Origin of the sequence: Streptomyces sp. NPDC048565 (genome assembly GCF_040650935.1) — a bacterium.
GTDB lineage: Bacteria > Actinomycetota > Actinomycetes > Streptomycetales > Streptomycetaceae > Streptomyces.
In genome coordinates this window covers 77603-103127 of the sequence record NZ_JBEZIH010000028.1, presented here as the reverse complement: position 1 = coordinate 103127, position 25525 = coordinate 77603, and the positions used below count along the sequence as shown (strand labels likewise).

24 protein-coding genes and 1 pseudogene are annotated in these 25525 nt (G+C 70.6%); 5 read left to right on the top strand and 20 right to left on the bottom strand.

The features are described 5' to 3' along the window. The first annotated feature begins 53 nt into the window (after positions 1 to 53). A complete protein-coding gene (locus AB0C75_RS29205; protein ID WP_362894730.1) occupies positions 54 to 1025 on the top strand; it encodes a hypothetical protein in 972 nt (323 codons plus the stop codon). Beyond that, complete coding sequence (locus AB0C75_RS29200) at positions 1022 to 1507, top strand: hypothetical protein (protein WP_362894729.1); 486 nt, start codon at positions 1022 to 1024, stop codon at positions 1505 to 1507. Before AB0C75_RS29205 ends, AB0C75_RS29200 begins: the two co-directional genes overlap by 4 nt. A 42-nt stretch (positions 1508 to 1549) precedes the next feature. Here AB0C75_RS29200 and AB0C75_RS29195 read toward each other — a convergent pair whose 3' ends face one another. Next, positions 1550 to 2389, bottom strand: a complete 840-nt coding sequence (locus AB0C75_RS29195) for a hypothetical protein (RefSeq protein ID WP_362894728.1) — start codon at positions 2387 to 2389, stop codon at positions 1550 to 1552. Between the two features lie 62 nt (positions 2390 to 2451). Here AB0C75_RS29195 and AB0C75_RS29190 point away from each other — a divergent pair, with 62 nt between their 5' ends. From AB0C75_RS29190 to AB0C75_RS29180, 3 genes and pseudogenes are all read left to right on the top strand, one after another. Then, a complete protein-coding gene (locus AB0C75_RS29190; protein ID WP_362894727.1) occupies positions 2452 to 2739 on the top strand; it encodes a transposase in 288 nt (95 codons plus the stop codon). Beyond that, a complete protein-coding gene (locus tag AB0C75_RS29185) occupies positions 2736 to 3356 on the top strand; it encodes a DDE-type integrase/transposase/recombinase (protein ID WP_362894726.1) in 621 nt (206 codons plus the stop codon). Before AB0C75_RS29190 ends, AB0C75_RS29185 begins: the two co-directional genes overlap by 4 nt. Before the next feature lie 60 nt (positions 3357 to 3416). After that, a pseudogene (locus AB0C75_RS29180) lies at positions 3417 to 3584 on the top strand (IS3 family transposase); the annotation flags it as partial. Positions 3585 to 4021: 437 nt separating this feature from the next. Here AB0C75_RS29180 and AB0C75_RS29175 read toward each other — a convergent pair. The 19 genes from AB0C75_RS29175 to AB0C75_RS29085 all read right to left on the bottom strand — a co-directional run bounded on the left by AB0C75_RS29175 (position 4022) and on the right by AB0C75_RS29085 (position 25392). Further along, positions 4022 to 4870 carry an HAD family hydrolase gene (locus tag AB0C75_RS29175; RefSeq protein WP_362894744.1) on the bottom strand — a complete coding sequence of 283 codons (849 nt, stop codon included), beginning with the start codon at positions 4868 to 4870 and terminating at the stop codon, positions 4022 to 4024. Positions 4871 to 4939: 69 nt separating this feature from the next. Continuing rightward, a complete protein-coding gene (locus AB0C75_RS29170; protein ID WP_362894725.1) occupies positions 4940 to 6166 on the bottom strand; it encodes an FAD-dependent oxidoreductase in 1227 nt (408 codons plus the stop codon). Beyond that, positions 6148 to 6447 (bottom strand): hypothetical protein, encoded by a 300-nt coding sequence (locus tag AB0C75_RS29165; RefSeq protein WP_362894724.1) that lies wholly within the window; start codon positions 6445 to 6447, stop codon positions 6148 to 6150. The genes AB0C75_RS29170 and AB0C75_RS29165 overlap by 19 nt, the downstream gene beginning before the upstream one ends. Then, positions 6437 to 6970 (bottom strand): NUDIX hydrolase, encoded by a 534-nt coding sequence (locus AB0C75_RS29160; protein ID WP_362894723.1) that lies wholly within the window; start codon positions 6968 to 6970, stop codon positions 6437 to 6439. Before AB0C75_RS29160 ends, AB0C75_RS29165 begins: the two co-directional genes overlap by 11 nt. 11 nt (positions 6971 to 6981) lie before the next feature. After that, positions 6982 to 7875 (bottom strand): aminotransferase class IV, encoded by an 894-nt coding sequence (locus AB0C75_RS29155; RefSeq protein ID WP_362894722.1) that lies wholly within the window; start codon positions 7873 to 7875, stop codon positions 6982 to 6984. Positions 7876 to 7952: 77 nt separating this feature from the next. Further along, positions 7953 to 9875 (bottom strand): condensation domain-containing protein, encoded by a 1923-nt coding sequence (locus AB0C75_RS29150; protein WP_362894721.1) that lies wholly within the window; start codon positions 9873 to 9875, stop codon positions 7953 to 7955. 42 nt (positions 9876 to 9917) lie between these two features. Further along, the gene (locus AB0C75_RS29145; RefSeq protein WP_362894720.1) at positions 9918 to 11690 is read right to left on the bottom strand and encodes an ABC transporter ATP-binding protein; all 1773 of its coding nucleotides are present in this window, start codon (positions 11688 to 11690) and stop codon (positions 9918 to 9920) included. Continuing rightward, the gene (locus tag AB0C75_RS29140) at positions 11687 to 13525 is read right to left on the bottom strand and encodes an ABC transporter ATP-binding protein (protein WP_362894719.1); all 1839 of its coding nucleotides are present in this window, start codon (positions 13523 to 13525) and stop codon (positions 11687 to 11689) included. The genes AB0C75_RS29145 and AB0C75_RS29140 overlap by 4 nt, the downstream gene beginning before the upstream one ends. 194 nt (positions 13526 to 13719) lie before the next feature. Next, on the bottom strand, positions 13720 to 15411 hold the full coding sequence (locus tag AB0C75_RS29135) for a class I adenylate-forming enzyme family protein (RefSeq protein WP_362894718.1): 1692 nt from the start codon (positions 15409 to 15411) through the stop codon (positions 13720 to 13722). Positions 15412 to 15416: 5 nt separating this feature from the next. Beyond that, positions 15417 to 16163, bottom strand: coding sequence for a methyltransferase (locus AB0C75_RS29130; protein WP_362894717.1), 747 nt, complete (start codon positions 16161 to 16163; stop codon positions 15417 to 15419). After that, entirely contained in the window at positions 16160 to 16687 is a 528-nt protein-coding gene (locus AB0C75_RS29125; protein ID WP_362894716.1) for a hypothetical protein, read from the bottom strand. The genes AB0C75_RS29130 and AB0C75_RS29125 overlap by 4 nt, the downstream gene beginning before the upstream one ends. Beyond that, positions 16684 to 17796 (bottom strand): beta-ketoacyl synthase N-terminal-like domain-containing protein, encoded by a 1113-nt coding sequence (locus AB0C75_RS29120; protein WP_362894715.1) that lies wholly within the window; start codon positions 17794 to 17796, stop codon positions 16684 to 16686. Before AB0C75_RS29120 ends, AB0C75_RS29125 begins: the two co-directional genes overlap by 4 nt. Continuing rightward, positions 17793 to 18092: a hypothetical protein gene (locus AB0C75_RS29115; protein ID WP_362894714.1), complete on the bottom strand. Its 300-nt coding sequence runs from the start codon at positions 18090 to 18092 to the stop codon at positions 17793 to 17795. Before AB0C75_RS29115 ends, AB0C75_RS29120 begins: the two co-directional genes overlap by 4 nt. Further along, the gene (locus AB0C75_RS29110; protein ID WP_362894713.1) at positions 17989 to 19422 is read right to left on the bottom strand and encodes a fatty acid--CoA ligase family protein; all 1434 of its coding nucleotides are present in this window, start codon (positions 19420 to 19422) and stop codon (positions 17989 to 17991) included. Before AB0C75_RS29110 ends, AB0C75_RS29115 begins: the two co-directional genes overlap by 104 nt. A gap of 46 nt (positions 19423 to 19468) precedes the next feature. Further along, positions 19469 to 21025: an amino acid adenylation domain-containing protein gene (locus tag AB0C75_RS29105; protein WP_362894712.1), complete on the bottom strand. Its 1557-nt coding sequence runs from the start codon at positions 21023 to 21025 to the stop codon at positions 19469 to 19471. Between the two features lie 45 nt (positions 21026 to 21070). After that, positions 21071 to 23173 (bottom strand): aminodeoxychorismate synthase component I, encoded by a 2103-nt coding sequence (gene pabB, locus AB0C75_RS29100; RefSeq protein WP_362894711.1) that lies wholly within the window; start codon positions 23171 to 23173, stop codon positions 21071 to 21073. After that, a complete protein-coding gene (locus tag AB0C75_RS29095) occupies positions 23170 to 24177 on the bottom strand; it encodes an LLM class flavin-dependent oxidoreductase (protein WP_362894710.1) in 1008 nt (335 codons plus the stop codon). Before AB0C75_RS29095 ends, pabB begins: the two co-directional genes overlap by 4 nt. Next, entirely contained in the window at positions 24174 to 25121 is a 948-nt protein-coding gene (locus AB0C75_RS29090; protein ID WP_362894709.1) for a hypothetical protein, read from the bottom strand. Before AB0C75_RS29090 ends, AB0C75_RS29095 begins: the two co-directional genes overlap by 4 nt. Further along, the gene (locus tag AB0C75_RS29085) at positions 25111 to 25392 is read right to left on the bottom strand and encodes a phosphopantetheine-binding protein (protein ID WP_362894708.1); all 282 of its coding nucleotides are present in this window, start codon (positions 25390 to 25392) and stop codon (positions 25111 to 25113) included. Before AB0C75_RS29085 ends, AB0C75_RS29090 begins: the two co-directional genes overlap by 11 nt. Positions 25393 to 25525 lie beyond the last annotated feature (133 nt).

Here is a 25525-nt window from a genome sequence, read left to right as displayed (position 1 = left end):
CAGCGATACCTTGGAAGCCTCCTGGCGACGCGCGGAATGAAGTAGGGGGCACCGTGGCGAACTTGCTTGGCCTTCTGGGCGCAGCTCTGTGCACGGCCCTGGCCGCTGCGGCAGCGGTAGGCCTACTCATCCGTAGACGCCACAAGGCCCGGCAGCGCCAGCAGCCCCAGGCCCAGGCCCAGGCCCAGCAGCCTCAGCTTGTACGCGCAGAACTCGACACCCTTGAGGATGTGTCCCCTCCGCCGCTCTACAGCCACGAGGAACGGGAAAACTTCGAGGACTCGGAGACGCTGGCGGAGGCCGTGGAGCCGCTCAGCCACGAGGAACGGGTGACCTGGTACGAGGAACAGGAAGGCTTGGCGCCGGGGGCACGACTCGGGGACCCGTGGGAAGGGGCCCCGGAGTCGTGGCGATACGGGGCAAGTGAACCCTTCCAGAGCTCGGAAGTGATGACCTGGGAGTACGAGGAACAGGAGGCCTTGGGGCCGCGTGTAGGGCCCCTGGAGCCGTGGGAAGGGGCCCCGGAGTCGTACCGCTACGAGGAACGGGGAGCCTTCGAGGACTCGGAACGGGAGACCTTGGAGGACGCTGACTGGGGGGTCCTGGAGCCGCCGGCCCAGGCCGAGGAACGGTCCCGAGCCCACGAGCACCTGGCAGGCTTCGACGTCGAGGCGCTTCTAGGCGAGGCCACGAAGCGCCTGTTGCAGGACGCCCGACGACAGCGACTTTCCGAGAACACGTACGACGCTACGGCACTGCTGGCAGGGATGATCGAGCGCCAACAACAGGCCAACCAGCCGCATCTCCCCTCCGCCTTTGAGCACAATCCGACCAGGACCGAGCTCTTGAAGGCCATCGCGCATGGGCCGCTCAGCTACAACGATGCGTCGGCTGCCGCTCCCGGCTCAGCGCAGTCCCTCGACCACGCTCTGGCAATGCTGTTCATCCGGCTTGGGCCTCCACCCACGCCGTCTGAGACCGACAATGCGCCCGCCTCCAACGGCGACGGAGGGGCACGGCAGTGACCACAGACGACAATCCCTCACCGACCGTCGGCGCCGTTGACCCGGTGGTGTCCGCTGGCCTTCAGATCGCCGCCATGTGGGGGTCTGCCCTGGGTGGGGCGGACACGCTCGACATTGCGTTGAAGGCGCTGGAGCCGCAGCTCCGGCGCGAGCACAAGGAACGCATGGTGCGGCTGGAAATGCAGCGCGCAGAGGCCGAACGCGCCTCTGCGGAGAGGGGCGAGCAGCGTGCACATCAACGGCACATTGCCGGTCTGGCGGTCGGCGCCGTCATCGCCGTCGCAATGCTCGGTGCGGGGGTCTACGTGGCACCGGACGCCTGGTGGCTAGCTACGCTCCTGTGCGGGCCGAGCTTGCTGGCCCTGGCCAAGGTCTTCGTCCTCCGGCGTAGTGACGCTGGAGACATGAATGCCGTTACCCGGGGCGCGCGCACGTCGACTGACGCCGCCGCGCAGTCGCCCGGATCACCGCCAGCTCCCTGACGTCATCACGTTCCGTACAGGGTGGGTTACGGGGAGACTCGATCACTTCGAGATCCGCCGCTCGTACAGGCCGGCCGACGATGCGCCGTTCGTGGGCCGCGGGGCGTTCAGGAGCGGTGCGTGGACGATCGCACCCTGGTTGGCCTCTGGTATCAGCCCGTAGACGAGGACGCACGAGGCGTCGATCCGTCCCGGGCTGTCGGAGTCGGTCGGCTGCCACGTCGCCCACTCGTTCTCCAGGTCCGTCATCATGCCGCGCAGCCGCACCCGGTCCTCGACCATCTGCTGCGCGATCGGCTCCGCCCTGAGCAGTTTGCCCTGCTTGGCGTGGACGGGATCGATCAGCGGCATCAGCTTCTTGACGGGGATCTTTCCCTCGTCCTGCAAGGCCTTCCACGCCGTGCTGATCACGAGCGTGCACATGTCCCGGCCGAAGTTCCACTCCACGTAGATCACCGCGGCGTTCGTGTCGTGCGCGAGCGTGCAGGCCCGCCGTGACCACTCGGCCGACGACATGGCGGCCGAGACGTCGTGGGTGATCCAGACCCGGTTGTCGTCGCCGAGGAAGCCGCCGACGATGCCCGCGACGTCGCGCCCGCCACCGGACGGGTCAATGGAGATCGCGATCTTCTGCGGCTCGACGTTCGTGACGCCGTCCCGGATGGCCCGGAGCAGATCACGCGTCACCAACGCACCCTCGGCGGGCTGAGGACCGCCCTGAGACAAGGCGTGCCAGTCCCGTACCGATGATGTGGCCTTGACGTCCGCCCACCACCGCAACAGCTTCTTGCGGTTCCTCGTGGGGATCTTCGGGGTGGGGCAGTGGGTCGCCCGGGGCCCGGCCGAGCGGGTCTGTCCCGAACTTCGCGTCGGCGATGGCATGGGCTTGATCCGCTTTGACAGACATTCGAGATCTGGGGTTCAGCCCCGGGAGGATGTCCATCATGGAGAGCATGGGGAAGAAGAAGCCTCGCCGCCCTCGTCGTTCGTTCACGCCGGAATTCAAGGCCGAGATCGTCGGTCTGTGCCGACGAGGTGACCGCTCGGTCGGGCAGGTCGCCAGAGACTTCGAACTGGCGGTGCGGGACTGGGTGAAGCAGGCCGAGGTCGACGGGGGCGAGCGCAACGGGCCGAGCAGCAGCGAGCGCGAGGAACTGGCCGCGTTGCTGCGGGAGAACCACCGGCTGCGTGAGGATGTCGACGTCCTCAAGCGGGCGAAGGAGACCCGGTGACGGTGCACCCGTTCATCGAGGCGGAGAAGCGCGCAGATCACAGCGTCAAACGGGCGTGTGAGCTGCTGAAGGTCTCCCGGACCGCCTTCTATGCCCGTCGCGCCGGTCTGCCCGGTCCTCGTGCAGTGCGGGATGACGAGCTGACCGAGCAGATCACCCAGGTCCATGCGAAATCACGCGGAACCTACGGTGCCCCGCGCGTGCATGCCGTGCTCAAGCGCGAGGGCGCCGGGTGCGGCTGCAGGGCCGGCACCGCAGACGACGGCATGCGACCACGGTCGCCGATCCCAGGGCTGCCTTCCGTCCGAACCTCATCGACCGGGGCTTCCAGCCCGACCGCACCGGGCTCTATGCCCGCTGGTGGTGACATCACGTATGTCCCGACCGAGGGGGGCTGGCTCTATCTGGCCACGGTCATCGACATCGCCTCCCGGCGTGTGGTCGGCTGGGCAACCGCCGATCACCTGCGGACCGAGCTGGTTGCCGAGGCGCTGACAGCCGCCTGCCGGCAGCGTCGCCCCACCCATCCCGTGATCTTCCATTCGGATCGCGGCTGTCAACTTGGACTCAACCGGTCGTCGCAACACCAGCCAGCAATTCGCCGCCCTGGCAGTTGAGTTCGGCTTTCGGTCGGCCGCACCGGTCAGTGCTGGGACAACGCGCTCGCAGAGTCGTTCTTCTCGACCATCAAACGCGAACTGCTCGGCACCTCCGCCTGGCCCAGCCGGGCTGCCGCCCGCACCGCGATCTTTGATTTCATCGAAGGCTGGTACAACTTGCACCGACTGCACAGCAGCCTCGGCTACCTCAGCCCCGCCGAGTACGAGACCGCACTCGCATCCTGACCGCCACACCCATGGTGTCCGTCAAAGCGGAGCAAGCTCAGCCCCTATCCCCCGGAGGCCCCCTCCGGGGGAGAATTTGGGGAGTATCGATGGCTCTGGGGAGCGCGTGGGGAGGATCGGCTGCATAACTCAGCACGATGCTGAAACACGCTGAAAGACACATCCATCCAGGTCAGGGACCCCAAGACACACAACGCCGCAGGTCAGCGCCATGACCCGGAAAACTTCCATGCCGAAGGTGCCCTGGAGGGTCGGTCGGGTCGTGAACATCGAACGTCACCTTGCTCTTCGTACGTGCCGGGCGGACCGATCACGGCTCACGACCGGCCGGGAATGAATCCGGGAAGTCCGCCCTGCATGATCGTTCACCTGGTCGTCGAGCAGGCTATCGATCACGTGTCACCACGGCGACCCCCTTCCGGCTTCGGGTGTGCTCGTCAGCCGGCGCCCAGGATCCGGTCGAGTACCACCGCGATCCCCTCCTCGTCATGACCGGGCGCCACCTCGTCGGCCATCGCCCTGAGCTCGGGGTGTGCATTGCCCATGGCCACCGCGTGCCCGGCCCAGGCCAGCATCGAGGCGTCGTTCGGCATGTCGCCGAAGGCGATGGTGTCCGCACCGGACAGCCCGAGCAGTCCGGCGGCGTGGACGAGCCCGGTCGCCTTCGACAGCCCGAGCGGCAGCATCTCGATCTCGCCCGGCCCGGCCTTCGTGGTGGTCACCAGGTGCCCGACGAGCCGCGACGCGACCTCGTGCAGTCGGTCCTCGTCGAGTTCGGGGTGCTGGAGGTAGAACTTGCGCACCGGCGTCGCCCACAGGCGCTCGGCGTCGGCGGGGACGACCGGAAGTCCGTCGAGCGGGTCGGGGCGGTAGCCGGGGCCCGCCAGGACGGCACCGTCCAGGCCTGCCTGGTCGGCGGCCAGCGACAGGGGGCCGGTCACGGCCTCGATGACGGCCAGTGCCTGCCGGGCCAGGTCCCGGTCCAGGTCGTACGAGGTGAGCTCGCGGTGCGCGTCGGCGTCGTACACCTGGCCGCCCTGACCGCAGACGGCGAGACCGGTGTAGCCGAGACCGGCGAGCACCGGTCTGGTCCACGCGACCGAGCGGCCGGTGACGACGATGTGCCGGCAGCCGCGCACCGCTGCCGCCGCCAGCGCGGCGCGGGTGCGGGGACCCACCGTGCCGTCGGAACGCAGCAGGGTGCCGTCCAGGTCGGTGGCGACGAGGGCGTACGGCGGCGGCGGTGGAGGGCCGGTCCGGGAGCGGTCCTCCGTACGGTCACTCAAGCGGTCACTCACGCGGTCCTCCGTGCGGTCACTCAACGCGGTCCTCCGTGCGGTCACTCATGCGGTCCCTCATCGGTGGTAGAGCTCGCTGAGTGTGCCGATGCCGGGCTGCTCGCCCAGCAGATCTGGATCGTTCAGCGTGGCCATCGGGGTCTCCCAGGCCTCGCGGGCCGGTGAACGCTCCGGTGCCACCGGGGTGATGGGATCCCAGCCAGCGTCCTCGGTGCGCAGACCGAGCCGGGCCGCGACGGTGCCCACCGCGTGCAGGGCGGCCAGCGGCGCCAGGGTCAGCTTGGACGGGCTGGCGACGACGGCCCGGCCGCCGAGCAGCTCGATCCCGAACTCGTGGGCCACCGTTCCGCTGCTCGGCAGCAACCCGGACTTGGTGGCCGGATAGCCCGAGACCGCGTCGACGCGGGCCAGCATCGCCGGGTCGACGACCCGGCCGAGGGTCAGCAGCACCCTGCGGGCCCACCAGCCGGCGAGCTGGCCGGGGTCGCGGCCGCCGCTGTCGAACGACTGGAAGTCGGAGACCAGCCAGGTGGCCCGCCCGTCGTCGCCGGCCCGGCTGGCGAGGAACAGCCCGTGCTCCTCGCGTTCCGGGAAGAGCACGCTGACCGCGGGCAGGCGCCCGCGCAGCACCAGCATGAACGCCGTGCGCAGCTGGACCGCGGCGGGCAGCCCGGAACGGGCCAGCAGCCCTGGTGTGCCCGCGCCCGCCGCGAGGACGGCGGTCCTGGCCCGGACGATCGCCGTGCCGCCGTCCGGCTCGGTGATCCGGGCGCTGATGCCGTCGCCCGACGCCTCGATGCGCTCGACGGCACCCGGCCGTGCCTCGATCCCCGCCGAGCCGGCCTGCGCCCCCAGTCCGCGCAGGATGTCACCGACGTTGTACGTGGGTTCGGCGCTGCCGAAGCAGGCGACGGGTGCCCCGGTCAGCCACCCGGGGGTGGTCCGCGGGCACACCGCCAGGCCCGAGTCCCGCCAGTAGCGTTCGGCCCGGCGCACCGCCGCAGGGTCGCAGAAGGCGATGGTGGAGCCGGCCGTCACCGGCGGGATCCGCGCGAGCAGCCCGTGCCAGTGCTCGCGCGCGCTGCCCAGCAGGGCGGGCAGACGCGGTTCGTCGGGGCCGTACGCGTAGCCCTGGTGCAGATAGCCGTGCGACTGCCCGGACTGGCCTGCGCCGACCCGCGACGGCTCGACGAGCACCACGTGAACGCCGCGACGGGCCAGGGCCAGGGCGGTCAGCAGCCCGGCCATGCCCGCCCCGGCCACGATCACGTCACCGTCGCGCATCGATCGCTTCCCCGCGGTGCGGGCAGGTCGCCCGCGGCCGGTTCGACCGTGGCGACAAGGCCGGAGACCGGCGACATGCGCACCAGCCAGCGCTCGCCCGACACGGTCTCCAGGAGTACCGCCTCCTCGTCGTGGCGGGTAGCCGAGCGCAGCGGTCCAAGACCGGCGAGCAACAGCCGGTCCTGGCTGTTGGATGCCTTGGCCATCAGGTCACCGGTGAGCAGACTGACACGGATCTCGGTCACGAGGCCGACGACGACCTCCACCCCGTCAACGGGCATCGCCTGACGCTCCCATCACGGCCAGCGCGGCCAGCGTCGCCGAATCCCGCACCGCACCCGCGGCCACCAGCTCCCGAAGCCGCGACCAGGAGAACCGGCGGACCGTCAGACCGGCCTCGAAGAGATCCAGGTCGGGCTCACCGACGTCGGAGACATCGGCCACGAAGGCATGGCACGACGACGTCGCGAAGCCGCTGCTCTCGGCGAACGTGGTCAGATGCCGCAGGCCGGTCAGTCCGAGACCGGTCTCCTCACGCACCTCGCGCCGGGCCGCCTCCTCGGGCGACTCGTCCGCGGCCAGGCCGCCCTGGGGAAACTCCAGGCTCCGCGCACCGCCCATCGTCGGGCGGTCCAGCTCGACCAGGACGTACCGGCCGTCGTCCTGGCGTGGGGCGACCAGCACCGAGTCGGGCCGGCAGACCATGAAGTAGGGATGCCGCGTACCGCTCGCCGTCTCGTACTGCCGGTGCTCGACCGTGAACCACGGATTCCGGTGTGCCGTACTGCTGCTGATCTGGCGCATGGCGGCCGGGCTCACCGCAGCGGGGCCAGGTAGGTCGGCGCGAGCGGGTTCTCGCCCCGGCACAGCCGGTCGTACTCGCCGGTCAGCGTGGCGGCGGTCTCCGCTCCGCCGGTGTCCTCGGCGGCGTGGCCGTCCACGGTGTGCACCGTACGCAGCCCCAGCAGCGTCCCGGCCAGCACCACCTGCGCGCCGTACAGCTCGTCCCGCAGGACAGGCCGCTCCTCGACCTGGTGGCCGAGCCCACGGGCGAGGTCGAGCACGATCCGCTTGGTGATCGAGTCGAGGACCCCGGAGTCCACCGACGGTGTGATCACCCGCCGGTCGCGTACCAGCAGGATCGCGGCGCCGTCGGCCTCGGCCACATGGCCGCGGTCGTTGAGGAAGAAGACGTGCTCCACCCCGTGCTCGACGCGCTCGCGCTCGAAGACTCGGAAGTCGAGGTAGGACCCGCCCGACTTGGCCTGGGCCCCGATCGGCCCGCCGAAGCGCCGGTGGCCGCTCACGATCGCCCGGACGGCCGGCGGCGTGCTCGGCCGGAAGGGAAAGCCGCCGATGTACATGGCGCCCTCGCTGTCCGGCGCCAGCGTGGAACGCCCGCGCTTGGCGTAGAAGGCCGGGCGCAGATAGATGTCCGAGCCGCCCAGCTGGGCGGCGACCTCGGTGAGCGCGGCGACGACCTCCGCCCTGGGCGGCGCCGGGATGTCGGCGATCCGGGCGGAGTGGTAGAGCCGGTCGAGATGCGCGTCGCAGGCCAGCACCTCGTGCCGCTGCCCGTCGGCGTTCCAGAACGCCGTGATGCCCTCGAACACATTGGCGCCGCGCAGCGCCAGTTCGTCCCAGACGTGGACCCGCGCGTCCTCCCAGGGAACACACGCCCCGTTGAACCACATCACACGATCAGACATCGCCCCTTCTTTCTGGATCAGTTCTCGCTCGGCCAGGTCACCGGCCGCACCGCGCCCGGATCCGGACGCACCCCAACTCAGTTCTCGCCGCCGATGGTTGTCTGCGCGTCGCGCAACACCCTTGCGTTCCCGGATCGTCGCAACCGGCCGGCGAGCGCGACGAGGCTCGTCGGACGGCGCAGGTCCGTGACCGCGATGCCCTCGAACCCGCTGTCCAGCAGCAGGGACAGCACACGGGGGGCGAGATGGAGACGGCCTCCGACCGTCAGATAGGTGCCGGCCATCGTCGGACCGGCGAGGTCGTTGGCCTCGGCGACCGCGTCCCTGAGTGCCTGTTCGGCCGCTCCCCGGGGCGCCAGCATCGGCCGGTCCACGCCCGAGCCGGCGACCGTGCCGCCGTCCGGCCGGCGGATCACGAAGTGGTGCGGACTCAGGACGGCGTTCCTGCCGTTGTCCGTCGACAACAGGAAGTCGCGAAGCTCCCACGGCTCAAGATCCGTGCTGACACGGGCGGTGAGCCGGTCATGTTCCTCCCGGACGTCGGCGTGGTGGACCGAGGGGTGCTCCTGGAGTCGGGCGGTGAGGAAATCCAGATCCACCCAGACACCGTCGACGCGGGCCCAGCGTGCCTCCGGCCGCCAGGGATCGCTTGCCAGCGACTCGGCCCCGGGGAAGGTGAGATCGCCCGACGCCGAGGCATGGACCAGGATCGCCTCGATCAGCTTGACGAGCCCCGCGCTGTCCCGGGCTCCCACGACGGACGCGTCGATGCGCGAGTGGATGTGCAGCCGTCCCTCTTCGGCGTAGGCGCTGATGTACAGGTTGCAGACGTCCGCGAAGCCGTTGGTCCGCTCGATGGACACCCGCGAGTCCGCCAGCATCGTACGAGGATCACTACCCGGTTCGGCCGCCTCCCACTCGATCCCGTCGAGCGTGCAGCTGATCGCCTCTGGACCGGGCAGGAAGCCGCCCCGCTCGGCCTCGATGCGTCCCGCGCTCTCGTGGAACTCCAGCACGTCGAAACCCATGTGCCGGCCCGCGATAAGCACCGCCTTCCGCAGGCGGCGCAGCACTTCGGAGAACGACGGCTGCCCCGCCAGATCGACGATCAGCGGCATGTCCCTGAAGACCGCGGCGACCATCTCACGGGTGGCGGGGAACTCCCGGTACGACCAGGTCAGGCTCAGCCCCAGCCGCTCCCTGCCGAACTGGACCGCCAGCGCGGTGTACACCGCCGCGGTGAAGATCGACGCCGGTGTGGCGGCGAGCTTTCGCTGCAGGACGGCGAGCGCCAGGCCCCCGGCGGGCGATTCGAGGTCGGCGCGCACCACATCGGCTCCTGGCCTGCCCCGGCTCACCGGCAGAACGGTCACCGGGAAGTCCCCCAGCGCCCTGGTCCAGTACCCCAGGGCGGTTTCGACCCGGCGTCGGCCGCCCTCTTGCTCGTGGAGGGCCCGGTCGATGGGCTGGGGCACCGTCGCACTCAGACGGGCCTCCCGCCCCTGCGCCCGTGCGGCCAGCAGTTCGGTGAGATCGGAGACGACGATCCAGGCTCCCGTGCCGTCGACCGCGATGTGCGCGATGGAGAAGATCAGGTCTCCCCGCGACGTACGGCCGAACCTGACGGGGGGCCCGGACGCGACGTCGAAGGGTGCCTCGGCGAAGAGGTGACGGGAGGCCTCGCCCTCGACACGGGGCAGCGCCGCGACGACGTTCTCGTGCACGCTCTGGCGTGGCCGCCCGTCGGCGTCGGCGTCGAACGTGGTGCGCAGCGCCTCGTGCCGGAGCAGCAGGGTGCTGACCACCTCGCTCACCGCGTCGTCGGGCAGTCCGTCCGGCACGGTGACGACCCAGGAGAGGTTCGGCAGTGATCCATGGCCGCCGGATCGGTAGGACAGCCATTCCAGTTGGGAGAGCCCCGACTGCAAAGGGCCGGTGCGTTGCAGTCCTCCCGAAACCCTCACCGGTTCCTCCGCGGGGTCCAGCCGGTTGGCGCGCATTGGGCAGCTACCTCCTTGTGTGCCACGGGGTGAAGCGTGAGGTCAGACGAAGTACCGGGCCTGCAGGCGGAACAACTCGGCGTACAGGCCGTCAGCCTGACTGAGCGTGTCGTGGGTGCCGACCTCGACGACCCGGCCGCCGTCAAGGACCACGATGAGGTCGGCGGCCCTGGCGGTCGTGAATCGATGCGTGACGAGGACGCTCACACCGCCTTCGAGACGGCTCAGTTCCGCGTACTGCTGGAACAGCCATTCCTCGGCCCGTGCGTCGAGACTGGCCGACGGCTCGTCCAGGATCCGCAGCAGCGGCGCCTGCCGCATCGCCGCCCTGGCGTTGGCGATCGTCTGCCACTGGCCGCCCGACAGTTCCTTGCCGTCCCACGACTTCCGTCCCAGCCGCGTCTGAAGCCCCTCGGGCAGAGAGGCGAGGAGTTTGTCGCCGCCGGCCGTCCGCAGCGCCTCGATGATCCGCTCCGGGTCGTCGCGATGTTCGAGCCTGCCCAGCCCGATGGTGTCCTTCAGGGACATCTCGATGTGCACCGGGTCCTGGAAGGCCGCCGTGATCCGGTCGCGCCAGTCCTCCGGTGCGAACGTCGCGAGATCGGTGCCGTCCACCAGGATGCGTCCCGCGCTCGGCCGGTAGAGGCCACTGAGCATCTTGACGAACGTCGACTTCCCCGCGCCGTTCTCGCCGACCAGGGCCACCACGGCGCCGGCCGGGAGTTCGAGGTCGATGTCGTTCAGTGAGGGCTCGTCGCGGTTCCAGTAACGGAAGCTGAGGCCCTCCACCTTGATGCCGCGCTCCAGTCCGACCGGCGCCTTCACCGGTGTGGCCGGCACCACGGCCGCCCGCTCCACGTCGCTGTCCTCCACCACGCCGAGGAACGCCCGGGTCGCGCGGAGCGACTCCAGGGACCAGAAGGTCAGGTTCAACAGGCTCTGCACCTGCCCGGTGATCTGGCTGCTGACCGCGACGGCTGCGACGACGAGGCCCAGTGAGGCGTCACCCGACAGACCGCCCCGCACCATCAGGACGACGGCCGCCGCGTACGCCAGCACGAAGAACAGCCACGCCAGCGCCACCGGTACCCGGGCCCTTCCGTCGGTCCTGGCGATGTCCCGGCCTCCGGCGTCCCACTCCTCGTGGTGCCTGCGCCGCAGCTCACCCTCCAGTCCGAACAGCCGGGTCTCACGTCCGGGTCCCGCCGTGGTGGCGAGCGTGAACAGATGACCGGCGAGACGGGTCCTGGGCGTGGCACGCTGCACTGCCTGGCCACGCTTCTTGTCCGCCGCCTGGGTGGCCAGCACCGCGGGGACGGCGAAGAGCGGCAGTACGGCGAGTACGGGAACGACCGAGGCCATCAGGACCGCCGAGACGACCAGCGCCAGCGCGGCCCCGAGCAGCCACATGATCCTGTCGAAGCCCGGCCCGATCTCGCCCCGCGCACCGCGGACCACCGCCGCCTTGTCGGAGCGGTCAGCACGCTCGTGGACCTCCAGCGTCGGCGTCGTACCGACCACGTCGACGAACTGCCGCTCGACCTCGTTCTGGATCTCCTCCTGGAGACGAAGACGGGTGAAGTACCCGGCGATGAAGGTGCCCTGAGTGAGCATCACGAAGACCGCGACACAGAGCGCGAGGGTCGCCACACCGCCGGTGGAGTGCTTGCTCGCCACCTCGCTGAACAGTCCGAGGAGCACCGCGAGGCCGATCCCGGTGGCCTGTTCGAGGATGGCCACCGCCACCACGAGCAGGGACCGGAGCCGGTCGATGCGGGGTCCGGTCGTGAGAACGAAACGCAGGGCGCTGATCAAGACGGTTCCTCCTCGAAACGCTTGGCCTGAAGGCGGAACAGCTCGGCGTACCGGCCGTCGGCGGCGATCAGATCCTCGTGGGTGCCGTCCTCGATGATCCGGCCCTGGTCGAGCACGACCACCCGCTCCGCCTTGCGCACCGTCGCGAAGCGATGCGAGATGGCGATGGTGGTGGCGCCCGCGGTGAGCTCGTGGAAGGTGTCGTAGAGCTGGGCCTCGGCGCGGGCGTCGAGGCTTGCGGCCGGCTCGTCCATGATCAGCAGCCGTGCGCCGTGCCGCAGGCCGAACAGGGCCCGGGCGATGGCGATGCGCTGCCACTCCCCGCCGGACGCGTCGACCCCGCCGGTGTAGCCGCTGGACATCACCGTGTTCCAGCCGTTCGGAAGCCCCTCGATGAACTTCAGCAGCCCGGCCTGGCGCGCCACGGCGCGCAGGCCGTCCTCGTCGTCCGCGTGGGCCAGCGAACCGAAGGCGATGTTGTCCCGCACCGTCAGCTCGTAGCGCCCGAAGTCCTGGAACACGGCGACCACTTGACGCTGCCAGCTGCGGCGTTCGGCGTCCTGCACCGTGGTGCCGCCGACGCGCACGGAACCGCCGCTCGGAGCGTCCAGGCCGGCGATGAGCCGGGCCAGCGTCGTCTTCCCGGCCCCGTTGAGACCGACGACGGCGAGCGACTGCCCCGCGGGGATGTCGAGGTCGATGCCGTGCAGCACCTCCTGGGCCGCACCGCCGTAGCGGAAGCGCAGATCCTCGCAGGAGAGGGTCGCGACCGGCTCGGGCCAGGGGTCCCTGTCCGGTCCGGCAGCGGACGGCGTCACGGCCGGAAAGGTGAACGCCTCGGCGGCCGCCTTCGAGCCGAAGCCGATGCGCAGGTCGTCCTCGTCCGCGCGGAGCACCTGGAGGAGGGCCCGGACGGCGAGACCGCCGAGCGCCAGATCACCGACCGTCGATCCGCCGGTCGCCGCCCGGTGTCCCAGGTAGTAGAAGACCGAGGCGACCGTGAGACCGGTGACCACGACCACCACGACGACGAACAGGCGGTGCTCACGCCGCCGTTGCCACACCTCCAGCATGTTCACGCGCCACTCCGCCTGGTAGGCGTCGCGGAAGAACGCCGCGAGGCCGAAGAGGCGCACCTCACGGGCCGCGCCCGGAGTGGTCGGCACATCCCGCAGGTAGGACGTGCGGCGGAGCTTCGTCGTCTGGCTCACGGACTCGATGACGGCGGTCCTGTAGTTCCTGACGAGCCGGAAGTGGATCACGACGAAGATGGCGAAGACGATGAGGCCCAGCCCCCAGGTGACCCCGCTGAGCAGAGCCGCGGAGCCGATGCCGGTCACCCACATCGAGGCCTTGGTGGAGGCACCGAAGACGGCTTCCCCGGGCGGCATGTCGATGGTCCCGTCACCCCGGGCACGCCCGAGCCTGCGGAGGTAGTCCGGATCCTCCAGGTGGCCGATGGTCGCCGGCCCTGAAGCGGCCGTCATCACGCGCTCGCTGAGCCGTCCGGTGACCCGGCGGCCGAGTGCCCGGCCCAGCGCCGTACGGGCGGACTCGGCGAGGTGGGTGAGGAAGAACAGCACGACGACGAGGGCGACCCAGCGGTAGCACTCCTGCGCCGCGGGGGTGTCAAGACCCTTGCCGATCGCCGGGGTGAGCCCGTCCACCAGCTCACCGATCCCGATCGTGATGCCGACCGGGGCCGCGCCTGCGATGACGGCCAGTAACGCGGTGGAGGTGCTCCAGCCGGGTGCCACGGAGAAGGAGTATCCGACCAGGCTCGGCATCACCCCCCGCGTCGCCGGGGGCGGCAGCAGGCTCGTATCCGCGCTCACGCCTGCTCCCCCTCGTCGAGGTTACGGGCGATCGTGCCCCGGCCCTGGGCGCTTGGCATCTTTCCTCCTGGTCGACTGCGGGTACTTCGTTCATGCCGCTCCCGGGGGACCCCGGCACCGGACTCGGTCCGGCACGGCGAAGGGTGCCCGCATGGTGCGCAGGGTGTCCGCGTCGCCGCAACGCGATTCGCCGGCTAACCGGCCGGAACGGATGTCCCATGTCCCCCCGGCCGGGGGGTTGTTGTCGCGTACTCCTCGCGGAGCCTGCGTTTGAGTACCTTGCCGGTGACACCGACCGGGACCGACTTCACGTCCGCCGCGCGGACATCGGCCAGCGGCGGTCTGCCCAGACCGCCGAGGACCTCGTTGACCCGGGACAGCATTCCGTCGGTGCCGTGGCCGTCCCGGAGCTGGACCAGGGCGATGGCGGAGACCTCGCCCGCCTCTTCGGCCGCCACCACCACGCAGTCGTCGATCTCCGGCAGCCGGTCCAGCAGGATCTCCTCGGTGAGGACCGAATAGACCGTCCCGCCGGCGGTGGGAATGGCGTCGACCACCCGGTCGACATGGTGGTAGCGGTCCGCTGCGTCACGGAAGACCAGGTCACCGGAGAGCCAGTAGCCGTTCAGCAGGCTGCGGTAGGTCTTGTCCGAGTCGTTCCAGTAACCCGGCGTCACGGTCGGGCCCTTCACCCCGAGCAGACCGACCTCGCCCGCCTCGGCCGGCGTACCGTCCGGCCGCAGGACGGCGACGTCGGCGTACGGCTGGGGAACTCCGAGACAGCGGTGCGGCGTCACGACCCCGGAGATCGTGATCATGCCCAGCACACCGCCCCAGCCGAGCTCCGATGAGCCGAAGCCGTCCACGTACATCGATCCTGGCACCGGTTCACCTCCTGCCCAGTGCCGGCCCCGCTCGACCAGCCGGGCGACATGCGCGTGGTGGGAGGCGTCCGCGAGGCTCACCCAGCGCTCGACCAGGTCGAGACCGGCCGCGTCGGACTCGCGCAGTGCCAGCTCGGCGAGGGTCACCGCGAAGCCGACCACGATGGTCGCGCCGTAGCGGCCCGCCGCGGTGGCCACGGCCCGGCCACTGCGATCGGACATGAGCGCCAGGGGAACCCCGGAGAGCATCGCGAGCAGGGCGTAGCCGATCGCCGACCCGTGCGACTGGGGCAGGGCGGAGAGGATCAGCGACTCCGGGTGGTCCCTGAACCGGGTCAGATGCGCACGGATGCCCACCATCATCTGCGCATGGGCCCAGATGACCGCCTTCGGTGTGCCGGTGGTGCCCGAGGTGTGGCAGATCAGGACGGGATCGCCCGGCGCGTGCGGGAAGGGCGGCGGCACCGGCAGATCGCCTGGCGGCACGGTGTCACCGGTCGACGCCACCCAGAATCGGTCGTCCTCCGGCCGCAGGACACCTGCGATCCGCGCCGATCTGACCTCGTCCGTCTGAAGTCCGACGGGCGCGGTCTGGCGGAGGTAGGCCAGAACTCCCGCGGGGTCCATCTCACCGTTGATCAGTACGGCGATGGCGCCCAGCCGGCTGAGTGCCAGGTAGTGGACGAGGTCGTCGGCACCGTCCTGGAAGTAGATCCCGACCCGGTCCAGGGGGCCCACACCGCGCCCCGCGTACCAGGCGCTCCACGCGCCGACGAGGTCCGCAAGCTCCACCAGGCTCAGCTGGTCACGCGGAATCCCATGGGCGTCGCGGACGGGCAGTTCGGCATGGAGATACGGAGCGTGTATGTCCGGGCTGACCCGCAACGCGACGTCGAGAGCGTTGCCTCCTCCCACGGTCGGGTCGGCGGCGATGGCGTGGCGTACGCCGGTCGGGACGAAGGTGGCCCCCACGGTGATGTCCTCCTGTCTGTCATCGGGCATACATGTCATCGGGCACACGTGTCATCGGGCAGCAGCTCTAGAAGTTGGTAGTCGACACCGGGAGCGAGGTCCCGGGAGGTACGCAGGACCGAGATCCGGTAGCCCGCGTCGGCGGCCAGCCGGCGCAGCGAGTCGTGGTCACCGAGATCGCTGAAGCCGAGCAGCAGCCGGCCGGTGGCGGTCAGCCTGGCGCGCGCTCCGGAGAGATAGCGCCCGTGTGCCCGGTAGCCGGGGTCGAAGACGGCCCGCCGCAGTTGGGCGCGCCGTTCGTCGCGGACCGGCCGCGCGCCTGGGCCGTCCTCGGCGCCCGGGTCGATGAAAGGGGAGTTCCAGAAGATCAGGTCGAACCGTTCCTCGGGCCCGAGGCCGTCGAACATGTCACCGCGGTGCAGCTCGATCCGGTCCAGGAGCCCGTGCCGGGCGGCGTTGAGCGCGGTGTTCCGCACGGCCGCCTCGCTGATGTCGGTGGCGGTGACGCTCCGGCAGCCCCTGGCGCCCGCCGTCACCGCGGTCACACCCGCCCCGCAGCCCACTTCGAGGAACGAGCCACCGACCGGAAAGGGGATCGACTCGGTGAAGAACCCGGTCGAAACGCAGTACGTCGGAGCGAAGACTCCCGGCAGAAGATCCCACTCCCGGTCGTGCAGCCGGAAGGTGACCGGTCCGGTGACTCCGTCGGCGGTGCTGTTCACCAGCCATGAACCCCGCACCACCGCGCCCTTCGACGGTCCGGACCCGCCCGCGGCCGTCACCGTGCCTCCCCGTCCGCCGGCCCGGGAGCCGATCGCACCAGGTCGGCACGGGCGAAGGCCTTCTCGGGGTCGGGACTGAGCTCGACCGTGAGGCCGAGGACCCACTGGGCGCTCTCATCTGCCAGGAGCAGGCGGGACAGCTCCAGGACCTCCGCGCGGGCGTCACCGGTCACGGCCACGCAGCTCACCGGGCCGGTCAGCCGGTAGTCGCGGGCGATGTGCCCGAGGACGGCGGTCGGCAGCACCTGGTAGAAGAGGATCGGACTCACCCGGCCCTGGTTCACCTGGGCCACGGACAACTCCAGACTGGTGGTGTCGAAACTCCGCGAGCCGAGGACGATTCCGGTCCGGTCGCCGACACCTTCGAGCAGGTGTCCGGACCGCGGGGGGCCGACACATTCGCGTACGGCGGCGTACACCAGGGGCGCGAAGTCCGACGCGAAGAATCCGGCCAGCGGCGGCACCTGCGGCCCCGCGTGGACCCGCACGCCGGCGACGACCTCGAAGGCCGGGGGCGCCGTCATGCCCGTGCCATCAGGATCGCGGAGTTCACGCCACCCACGGAGGAGTTGAGGCTCAGCGCATACGGCACATCGGCCTCCTGAGGCACGCTCACATGCCGGAGCGGGTTACGCGTGTCCGGCCGGCGCAGCGCCGCGGTCGGCGGCAGCACCGAGGAGCGCATCGCCAGCAGGGTGATGACCGCCTCCAGAGCGCCGCCGGCTTCCAGCGCGTGGCCCGTCGTGCTCTTCGTGCCGCTGACGAACACCTCCTTCGTGTACGGGCCGAGCGCGGTGTGCAGCCCGGCGGCCTCGGTCGTGTCGTTGAGCGCGGTGCCGGTGCCATGGGCGTTGACATAGGTGAGCTCGTCGGGGCCGATACCGGCGCGGTGAAGTGCCTGGGTGACCGCGGCGGCGACCCCGCTCCCCTCCGGGTGGGGCTGCGCCACATGGAAGGCGTCGTCGGTCATGGCCCAGCCGGCCAGCCGGGCCAGCGGAACGGCGCCGCGCGCACGAAGGCTCTCCGCGGACTCCAGCAGCAGCATCGCTCCGCCGTCGCCGAGCACCACGCCCTGGCGGTCCTGGTCGAACGGGCGCAACTGCCCGTCGGCGGCCAGCGCCTGTGCGGCGTCGAAGAGGCTGAACGCCTGCCGGTCCACCACGAACGCTCCCCCCACGAGCGCCGCCGAGCTGACACCTGTCCTGATCATCTGCGCTCCGTGGATGATCGCGTTCGCCGCGGCACAGCAGGCGTTGACGAACGTACGCCTCGGGCGCCCGAGACCGAGCTCGTCGGCCACCCGTTCGGTGAGCTCGGCGGGCGACTCCGGCTCGACGGAGGGCGCTCGCAGTTTGGTCGCCAGGACGACAGGCAGGGCCGCCGTGGCCGGCCGGCCTGCCATCTCGATCGCCTGTCTCGCGCAGGCGACCGCCACATCGGCGGTCCCCGGGGCCGGCCCGGTACCGGTCCCCTGGTAGGTGGCTGCCCGGCCGGTGCGGCAGTGGGAGACGTCGAAGCGGGTGACCGGGCGGAACGCCGGCGTACCGGAGAAGACACCGTCGTTCAGTGCCTCCGGCCCGAAGCCGAACGCACTGAACACGCCGAAACCGCTGACGTAGACCTCCGCGGTCATGGGTGCCCCGCTCCCAGGCTGCGGTTGACGAGGGCCTGCAGGGCGCTCATGGAGTCGATGCCCGCGGTCTCGCCGCTGATCCTGACCACGATTCCGTGCCGCTCCTCCAGCAGGTGCTGGATCCAGATCGCGGTGTAGGAGTCGAGGACGAGCAGGGTGTCGTCCTCGGCCGGGTCCGGCAGTTCGACGCCCTCACACTCGGCCAGGATGTCGCGGATCTCTGCCCTGCTGATTCCCTTCGCCGGGGGCTGCTGTTCTCTGCTGGTGGACTGCGGGGAGGAGCTGCGCTCGGTCACGGACAACCTTTCCTGTCGGTGTCTCGGGAAGCTTTTCCTGCAGGTAGTAGCGCTTGGGAGCCTTCAGCGGGCTCAGCCGCTCCCGGCTCCAGGCCGCGAGCGCACGGTCCGTGAGCCCGTTGCGGGCGGCCACGTGAGCCTCGATCACGTTCTTGAACGTCACGACGGCGTAGGCCACGTCCGGGTGCTGCTGGAGCACCTGCTCGATCTCCATCAGATCGACCTTCATGCCGCCGATCGCGATCACGGAATCCGCGCGGCCCAGGATGCTGACCGCCCCGCTTGCCTCCTCGACCGCCGCGCGGTCGAAGGTCCGCAGCCAGCCGTCGGCGAACCGGTCCACGCCGTCCTCGACGAGGTAGGGCGTCTCGTCGAGCCGGACGTACAACTCACCGTCCGTCACCCGTACGGTGATGCCGGGAGCGGGCCGGCCGACGGACGGCGCGGGCAGCCGGCCGGCGAGGTCCCCCGTGATCACGCCGACCTCGGTCATCCCGTACACCTGGCCCAGCCGGCACCCGGTGGCCAGCCGGAACCGCTCGGCCACGGCCGGTCCCGTCGGCATCCCCGCGCTGGTGGCGAGGCGCAGCCGGGGCAGCGGGGGGAGTTCCCCCGTGCTCCCGAGCAGGTCGAAGTGTGTCGTCACCCCGAAGATCGCCGTGGGCTCCAGCGCCACCGCCGCCCGGGCGATCGCGCGACCGTGCTGAGCGGAGGGGAGAAGGACCGGCAGACCCACCGCGAGCCCGTACAGGATCCCGCCGATCAGGCCCCAGGTGTGGACCGGCGAGCACAGCAGGAGAAGGCGGTCCTCCCTGCCCGGCATGTCGTCCATGGCGGCGTACCGGTCGATCTCCTCGTCCAGCGAAGCCGCCGACCGTCCCACCACCTTGGACTGCCCGGTCGATCCGGAGGTGAACTGTACGAGGCACACCTTCTTGGGGAGGGGGACCGCGCCGCTCAGTGGTTCGACCACCAGCTGGGACCGGCCGGTGAAGTGGGTCGTCCCGGCCGAGGCGCGCACCTGGAAGGCCGGTGGGCACAGCCGTCTCAGCCTGCCGGTCTCGGCCTCGGTCAGCCGGTGGTCCAGGAGCATCGCGCCTGCGTCCAGCCGCCAGATCGCCAGGACCAGCGCGAACAGGCCGGCGCCCGGCAGGAGTTGCACGGCGACGCAGTCGCCCGCCCGGACGCCGGACGCCACGAGCAGGTCGAGGCATCTGTCGACCTCCTGGTGCAGTGCCCGCCGGTCGAAGGCCTCCGTCTCGTCGACCCACACCTCTTCGCCCGAGCTCGTCCCGCACAAGCGGTCGCTCAGCTGCCGTGCGGTGGTCATGATGTCCGGCCTCCTTTCCCGTCCGTCGCCCGCCCACGTTCATAGGTCATCGAAGAGTCACCCCGTCCCTGGGCCTCGCGGCCACCGGCCGTTCGAGTGCGGTCCTGACGAGGTCCGCCACGGCTCGGCGGTCGACCTTGCCGTTGGTGTTGCTCGGGAGCCGGCCGACGGTGAGCACCCGCCTGGGGACCATGTAGCCCGGCAGGCTGCGGACGAGTTGGGCCCGCAGCTCGGCCGGGTCGCTGTCCGGGGCGAGGCAGACGGCGTACAGCCCCAGCGCGCCGGCGCTCTCGTGGACGGCCACGACGACGGCGTCGGTGACACCGCTGAGGGACCGTGTCACCGCCTCGACCTCGCCGAGCTCCACCCGGTAGCCGTTGATCTTCACCTGCTGGTCGGCGCGTCCGAGGAAGTGCAGGGTGCCGTCGGACGGGGTCACCCGGTCCCCGGTGCGGTACCAGCGGTCCCCCGGGACCGCCGGGTCGCTCACCTCGGCGGGTGCGGGGTGGAACCGGCCGGTGTTCGCCTCGGGGTCCAGATACCCGTCGAAGCGCTGCGGCCCGCGGACACACAGCTCACCCTCCGCGGCCGGGTGCCCCGCCGCGTCGAGCACCGCGTACTCAAGACCCGGGTAGGGCAGACCGATCGGCAGGACGCCGGTGGGCGCGTCCGGCCAGTCGCCCGGATCCGCAGGCAAGGCGAAGTCGCTGCAGCTGATGGTGAGTTCGGTGGGCCCGTAGAGATTGGTCAGGGTGCTCCCCGGAGCGGCTTCCTTCCAGGCCCTGGCCTGCTGCCAGGTCAGTGGCTCACCGCAGAACAGACTGTGCCGCAGGGACGGCATGCTGCCGGGCAGCAGCCTTCCGCCGGCCTGTGCCCTGCTGATCGCCGAGGGCACCGAGAACCAGTGGGTGAGAGCGTTGTCGGCGATGAACCGGACCGGCCTCAACAGGTCGTTCCGGCTGGGCACGACCAGGGTGGCGCCCGCGGACCACACCGCGAAGAGGTCGAACACGGACAGGTCGAAGGTCAGGTCGAAGCACTGTGAGCACCGGGCGCCTGGCGCCAGACCGTATCGGCCCCGGACCGTCTCCAGATACGCGCAGACGTTGCTCTGCCGGATCGGGACCCCCTTGGGCGTGCCCGTGGAGCCCGAGGTGAACAGCAGGTAGGCCTCTGCCTCGGGTGCGTCGGCCAGGGGCGGCAGCTGGACCGTCGGCTCTTGCCGGTCCTGCTCCGGGTCCACGGCCAGCAGCCGGATCCCGTCGCCCCGTGGCGGAGCCAGTCGCGGGTCGGCCAGCACCAGGTCCGTTCCGGAGGCCCGCAGCATGTGGAGCGTCCGCGCCTCGGGGAAAGCCGGGTTGAGCGGGACGACGGAGCTGCCCAGGCGCTGCACGGCGAGATAGCCGGCGTAGGCGAGCACGCTCCGCTCGGCCAGCAGACCGATCCGCGGGGGGACGGCCGGCGACTCCTTGCGGATACGCGCCGCGAGGGACTCGGCCATCTCCGCGAGCCGCCGGTAGCTGAAGCACACGCCGTCGATCTCGACAGCTGTCCGTGATCCGTACCGGGCGACCGAGGCGTCGAACCAGTCGTGGAGCATCATGGCGTCTCCCGGGGCGAGAGGGTGAGGGCGAGGAACGCCTCGGGCTCAGCCATCGCTCGTCGCCTTCGCCGTGTCGCGTTCCGGGAACCGCACGCCCAGCAGGGAGAGCAGGGGCGTGGCCTTGACGGCCGTCTCCTCGAATTCGGCGACCGGGTCGGACATGGCCACGATCGCGCCGCCGACCCCGTAACTGACGCGACCTGGCTGGGCCACGAGCGTGCGGATGGCGATGCTGAGGTCGACGCTTCCGGACAGTGAGAAGTACCCGATGGCACCCGAGTAGATTCCGCGGGGCCCGTCCTCCAGCCGGTCGATGATCTCCATGGTGCGCAGCTTCGGCGCTCCGGTCATCGAGCCGCCGGGAAAGGCCGCACGGACGCAGTCGACCGCGCTGCGATCGGGGCGCAGCCGTGCGGACACACTGCTGGTCAGCTGATGGACGGTCGCATAGGTCTCCACGGCGAACAGCTCGGGGACGGCCACGGAACCGGTCGTCGCGGCCTGGGCCAGGTCGTTGCGCAGGAGATCGACGATCATGAGGTTCTCGGCCCGGTCCTTCTCGCAGAGGGCCAGGTCCCGCCGGAGCTCCTGGTCCTCGTCGGCCGAACGGCCGCGGGGGCGGGTGCCCTTGATGGGCCGGGCCTCCACACGCCGCTCGCCGTCGACGCGCAGGAAGCGCTCGGGAGAGGTGCTGAGGACCGACAGGTCGCCCAGGCGCAGCAGTGCCGCGAACGGAGCCGGATTGTCCCGGCGCAGCACGGTGTAGGCGGACCACACGTCCAGCGTGCACTCCACGTCGAGCATGTTGGTCAGACAGATCTCGTAGCTCTCGCCGGTGGCGATGGCGTGCTGGCAGGACTCGATGAGTTCCAGGTAGGTGCCGCGGTCGTGGCGCAGCGACACGGGCGCCGTGGCCCGCGCCGGCTCCGCCGTCGCGGAGCGAGGAGCGCCGGCCAGGGCCTCGATACGGGCGCGGGTGGCCGTGAGCCAGCTCCGCGCCGGCGCTTCGTCCTCCAGGTACAGGGCGAGCAGATAGGTCGTCGATGTGCTGTGGTCGAAGACCACGCACCGGTCCGCGAACAGCAACGACGCGTCCGGGTGCTCCGAGCGGTGGCGCGGTCGGCCGCCGCACTGGGCCTTGAGCCCGTAGCCCAGATAGCCGACCCAGCCGCACCTGAAGTCGAAGGGCAGCTCCAGGCCGCCGATGACCTCACAGGTGCGCAGACGGTCGTCCAGCCAGTCCAGGAGGGGCCGGACCTCGCGGTGGGTGCGCCCTTCCGAGCGCACGGTGACCGTGCCGTCGGTGACATCGGCCGTGACCACCTCCGAGAGGGGGCCGTCGGCTGCTCCCATCACGGAGAAGCGGCCCAGCCGCGGATCGGGGCGGCTGCTGTCCAGCCAGAACGCGTAGGAGTGGTCTCGGAAGAGCGCCTCGTAGACCTGCTCCGCTTCGCAGGTGGTGGGGAACTCCTGGACCGAAAGCCGGTACTTCACCCGGCTCCTGCTGTCCGTGCTGCCCGGGGATGTCGGCCGCGGGCGCCGCGGGCGGGCGCTCCTGCCGTGTCGCAGGTTCCATTCCCCGCTCAGCTCGCCGAAGTTGGACAGGAGGCGGTGCCCGTGCTCCGTCGCGATGGACTCGGGGTGGAACTGCACCCCCCACTGGGGGCGTCTGCGGTGCCGCAGCGCCATCAGTATCCCGTCGGGCGTCCGGGCGAGCGCCTCCAGTTCGTCCGAGAGACGGTCGACCGCCCACGAGTGGTAGCGCACGACCTCCTGCGGCGAGGGGATGCCGGCGAACAGCCCCGTGCCGTCGTGGAGCACGGGGGACGTGCGGCCGTGCCGGGGCTCCGGGGCGAGCGCGATCGACCCGCCGGCGAGCGTCGCGATGCCCTGGTGTCCCAGACAGACGCCGAGCAGCGGGATACGGCCCGTCGAGATGACGTCGCGGCAGACGCCGAAGTCGGCGGGAACACCCGGTGTTCCCGGCCCCGGGGAGATGACGACGTTGTCGAACCCGTCGAGGTGCTCCGTACGCCAGCCGGGCTCGTCGTTACGGATGACCGTGGGCTCGGAGCCGTTGATCTCCCCGAGGTAGTGGGCCAGGTTGTAGGAGAAGGAGTCGTAGTTGTCGATGAGCAGAGTTCTCACACACGCCCCCTCGAACGATTCCCTGCCATGTCCAGGACGACGGCGGTGTGCTTGAGGTCCTGCTCCTGTGCCGGGGTGTCCAGGATGAAGGTCCTGTACCCGAGTGCGACGTAGCGTCCGATCTCCTGCCCGACCGTGGCGTAGTCGCCGACGAAGTACGGGCAGAACGTCCTGTAGTGCTTGAAGGGCCCCATCCAGTAGGTCCCGTGCCGTTCGGTCGCCCGCGAGAGCTGCTCGTGCCATCGCGAATCGGAGCGTGCCATGGCGAGCCGGTGGCTGATCCGTCCGGCGCGGTCCTCCGGGAAACGCGCGAGGGCCGCCTTCCACGCCTCGGCCGACGTGGGGCGGGTGATCACTCCGAACCGCAGGCCCTGGGTGACCGCGGGGTCCGCGGGTGCCTGCTTCTCCGGTCGCTCCGGGTAGACGATGCCGGTCGCCGAGAGGGCACGGGCCGCGGCCATCCCGGCCGGGGACGATCCTGACACCAGGAACCGGGACACCAGGTCGGGTGAGGGCACGGTCTCCAGGCGCAGTCCGGCGACGGAGTAGTAGGTGCCTTCGAAGGTCACGGGTTCCGGGGAGGTCAGCAGCTGTTTCATGATCGACGCGTACTCGACGGCGCGGTCGTAGCGCGCGTCGTGGGGCAGGGCAGCGCCCATCGCCTCCAGGTCTCCCGTGAACCCGCCGGCGACGATGTTCAGATGAACCCGGCGCCGGTACAGATGGGCGAGACCCGCGACCAGCTTCGCCGCGGTGAACGGATGCATGTACGCCGCCTGGACGGCGACCAGCGGGGCCAGCCGTGCGGTCGCCTGGATGATGTTCTGCGCGACCAGCCAGGGGTCGACCGACCTGTTGTCGGTGTAGACGAGAACCCCTTCGTACCCGGCGCGGTCGCTCCAGCGCGCCACGTCGCGTACCCGCTCCAGATAGTCCTGGCCGTGCTCCCGCACGGAGGGCGGGCAGGTCCCGAAGACGGTGATGTCGCTTCCGGGCTCGCTCATGACTCCGCCCCCTCCGGCCTGGCCGGTCGCCCGCTCACGGCGTCGCCGGCCGGCTGTCGGCGGCGGGTGAGCAGGGACACCCGGGCGGAACGTCCGGCGTCCTCGACGAGGTCGATCCAGTCCTCGGCGACACGGAAGACGGCCGAGTCGATGACCTGGGTGGCCGGGACCTCGGAGGGTGCCAGCACCCCCCACCGCTCAAGGCTGATGATCATGTAGGGGTCGAAGGCGGTCCAGACTCCGTCGAGCCTGATCTCGGGCCAGAAGTGGTGCAGTGAGTAGGGGCTGGAGAGCAGCAGCCCGAAGCTGCGCCGGGCCTCCCATCCGTCCTCGGCCGCGCGCCGGACCAGGTAGCGGCCGGCCAGCTCGCAGTTGGCGAGCGAGGTCGCCTCCATGAACCCGAGGTCGCCGTACAGGGCCGGCGGCAGGATGTGGAACCGGAATCGGGACACCTCGGCGAAGAGCCGCCGCAGTTCCTCAGGGACCTCGCCGGTGCGCCCGGTGGCTCCGACCTCGCGGCTCAGCGTGAACTGTCTTGCTCCGGAGGCCTGTTCGACCCCGAGGGCGAGCACCTCCGCGGGCAGTCGGAAGTCGCACCGGTGGCCGGGCTCCGCCGCATCGCATTCCGCCGCGACCTCGACCTCGTAGCGGACCGGGCTTTCGACGGCCGCCGCCCGGAAGACCGCGGGCCACCGCCGCATGGCGAGATAGCGGGGCGAGGGCAGGCGCAGGGCGAGCGAGGCGTTGGCCAGGTCCAGGTCGTCGAAGTACCGCTCGCCACCCGATGAACGGCTGGGGAACCCGAGATCGAGCAGATCGGACAGGACCGGGGTGCCGATCCTGAAGATTCTCATGGCGGCCGATGTGTCCTGGTCGAACACCCGGTGCCGGTCGGGAACCAGCCGCACCCTCTCCACGATGCCGTGGAGCGTCTCAGTGGTCATCCGGTTCCTCCATGAGGCCCACGACGACGTTCCAGAGGGTGCCGGGTGTGGAGAAGATCTCGAAGGTGATCACCTCGTCGGGGATCGTCACCCCGAAGGCGTCCTCGATCGTCACCAGGAGCCGGACGACGGTGAGCGAGTCGATGCCCAGCACCGCGAGGTCGCTGTCCTCCTGGAGCGGCGCCTCCGGACTGATCAGGCCGTCCAGGCACTCCCGTAGGACGGTTTCGAACGCGGGATCCAGCGCGGTGGCCGCAGGCTGCTCAGACACCGGCCCCCTCCTTGTTGCCGGCCATGGCGACGTCATGGCCACCGCCGTCCGAGACGGCGCCCCCGTGCGGCACGTGAATCTCCCTTGGAAGTGCGGAAGGCTGTCTGTGTGCGGTGACGGAGCGGGGGCCGCG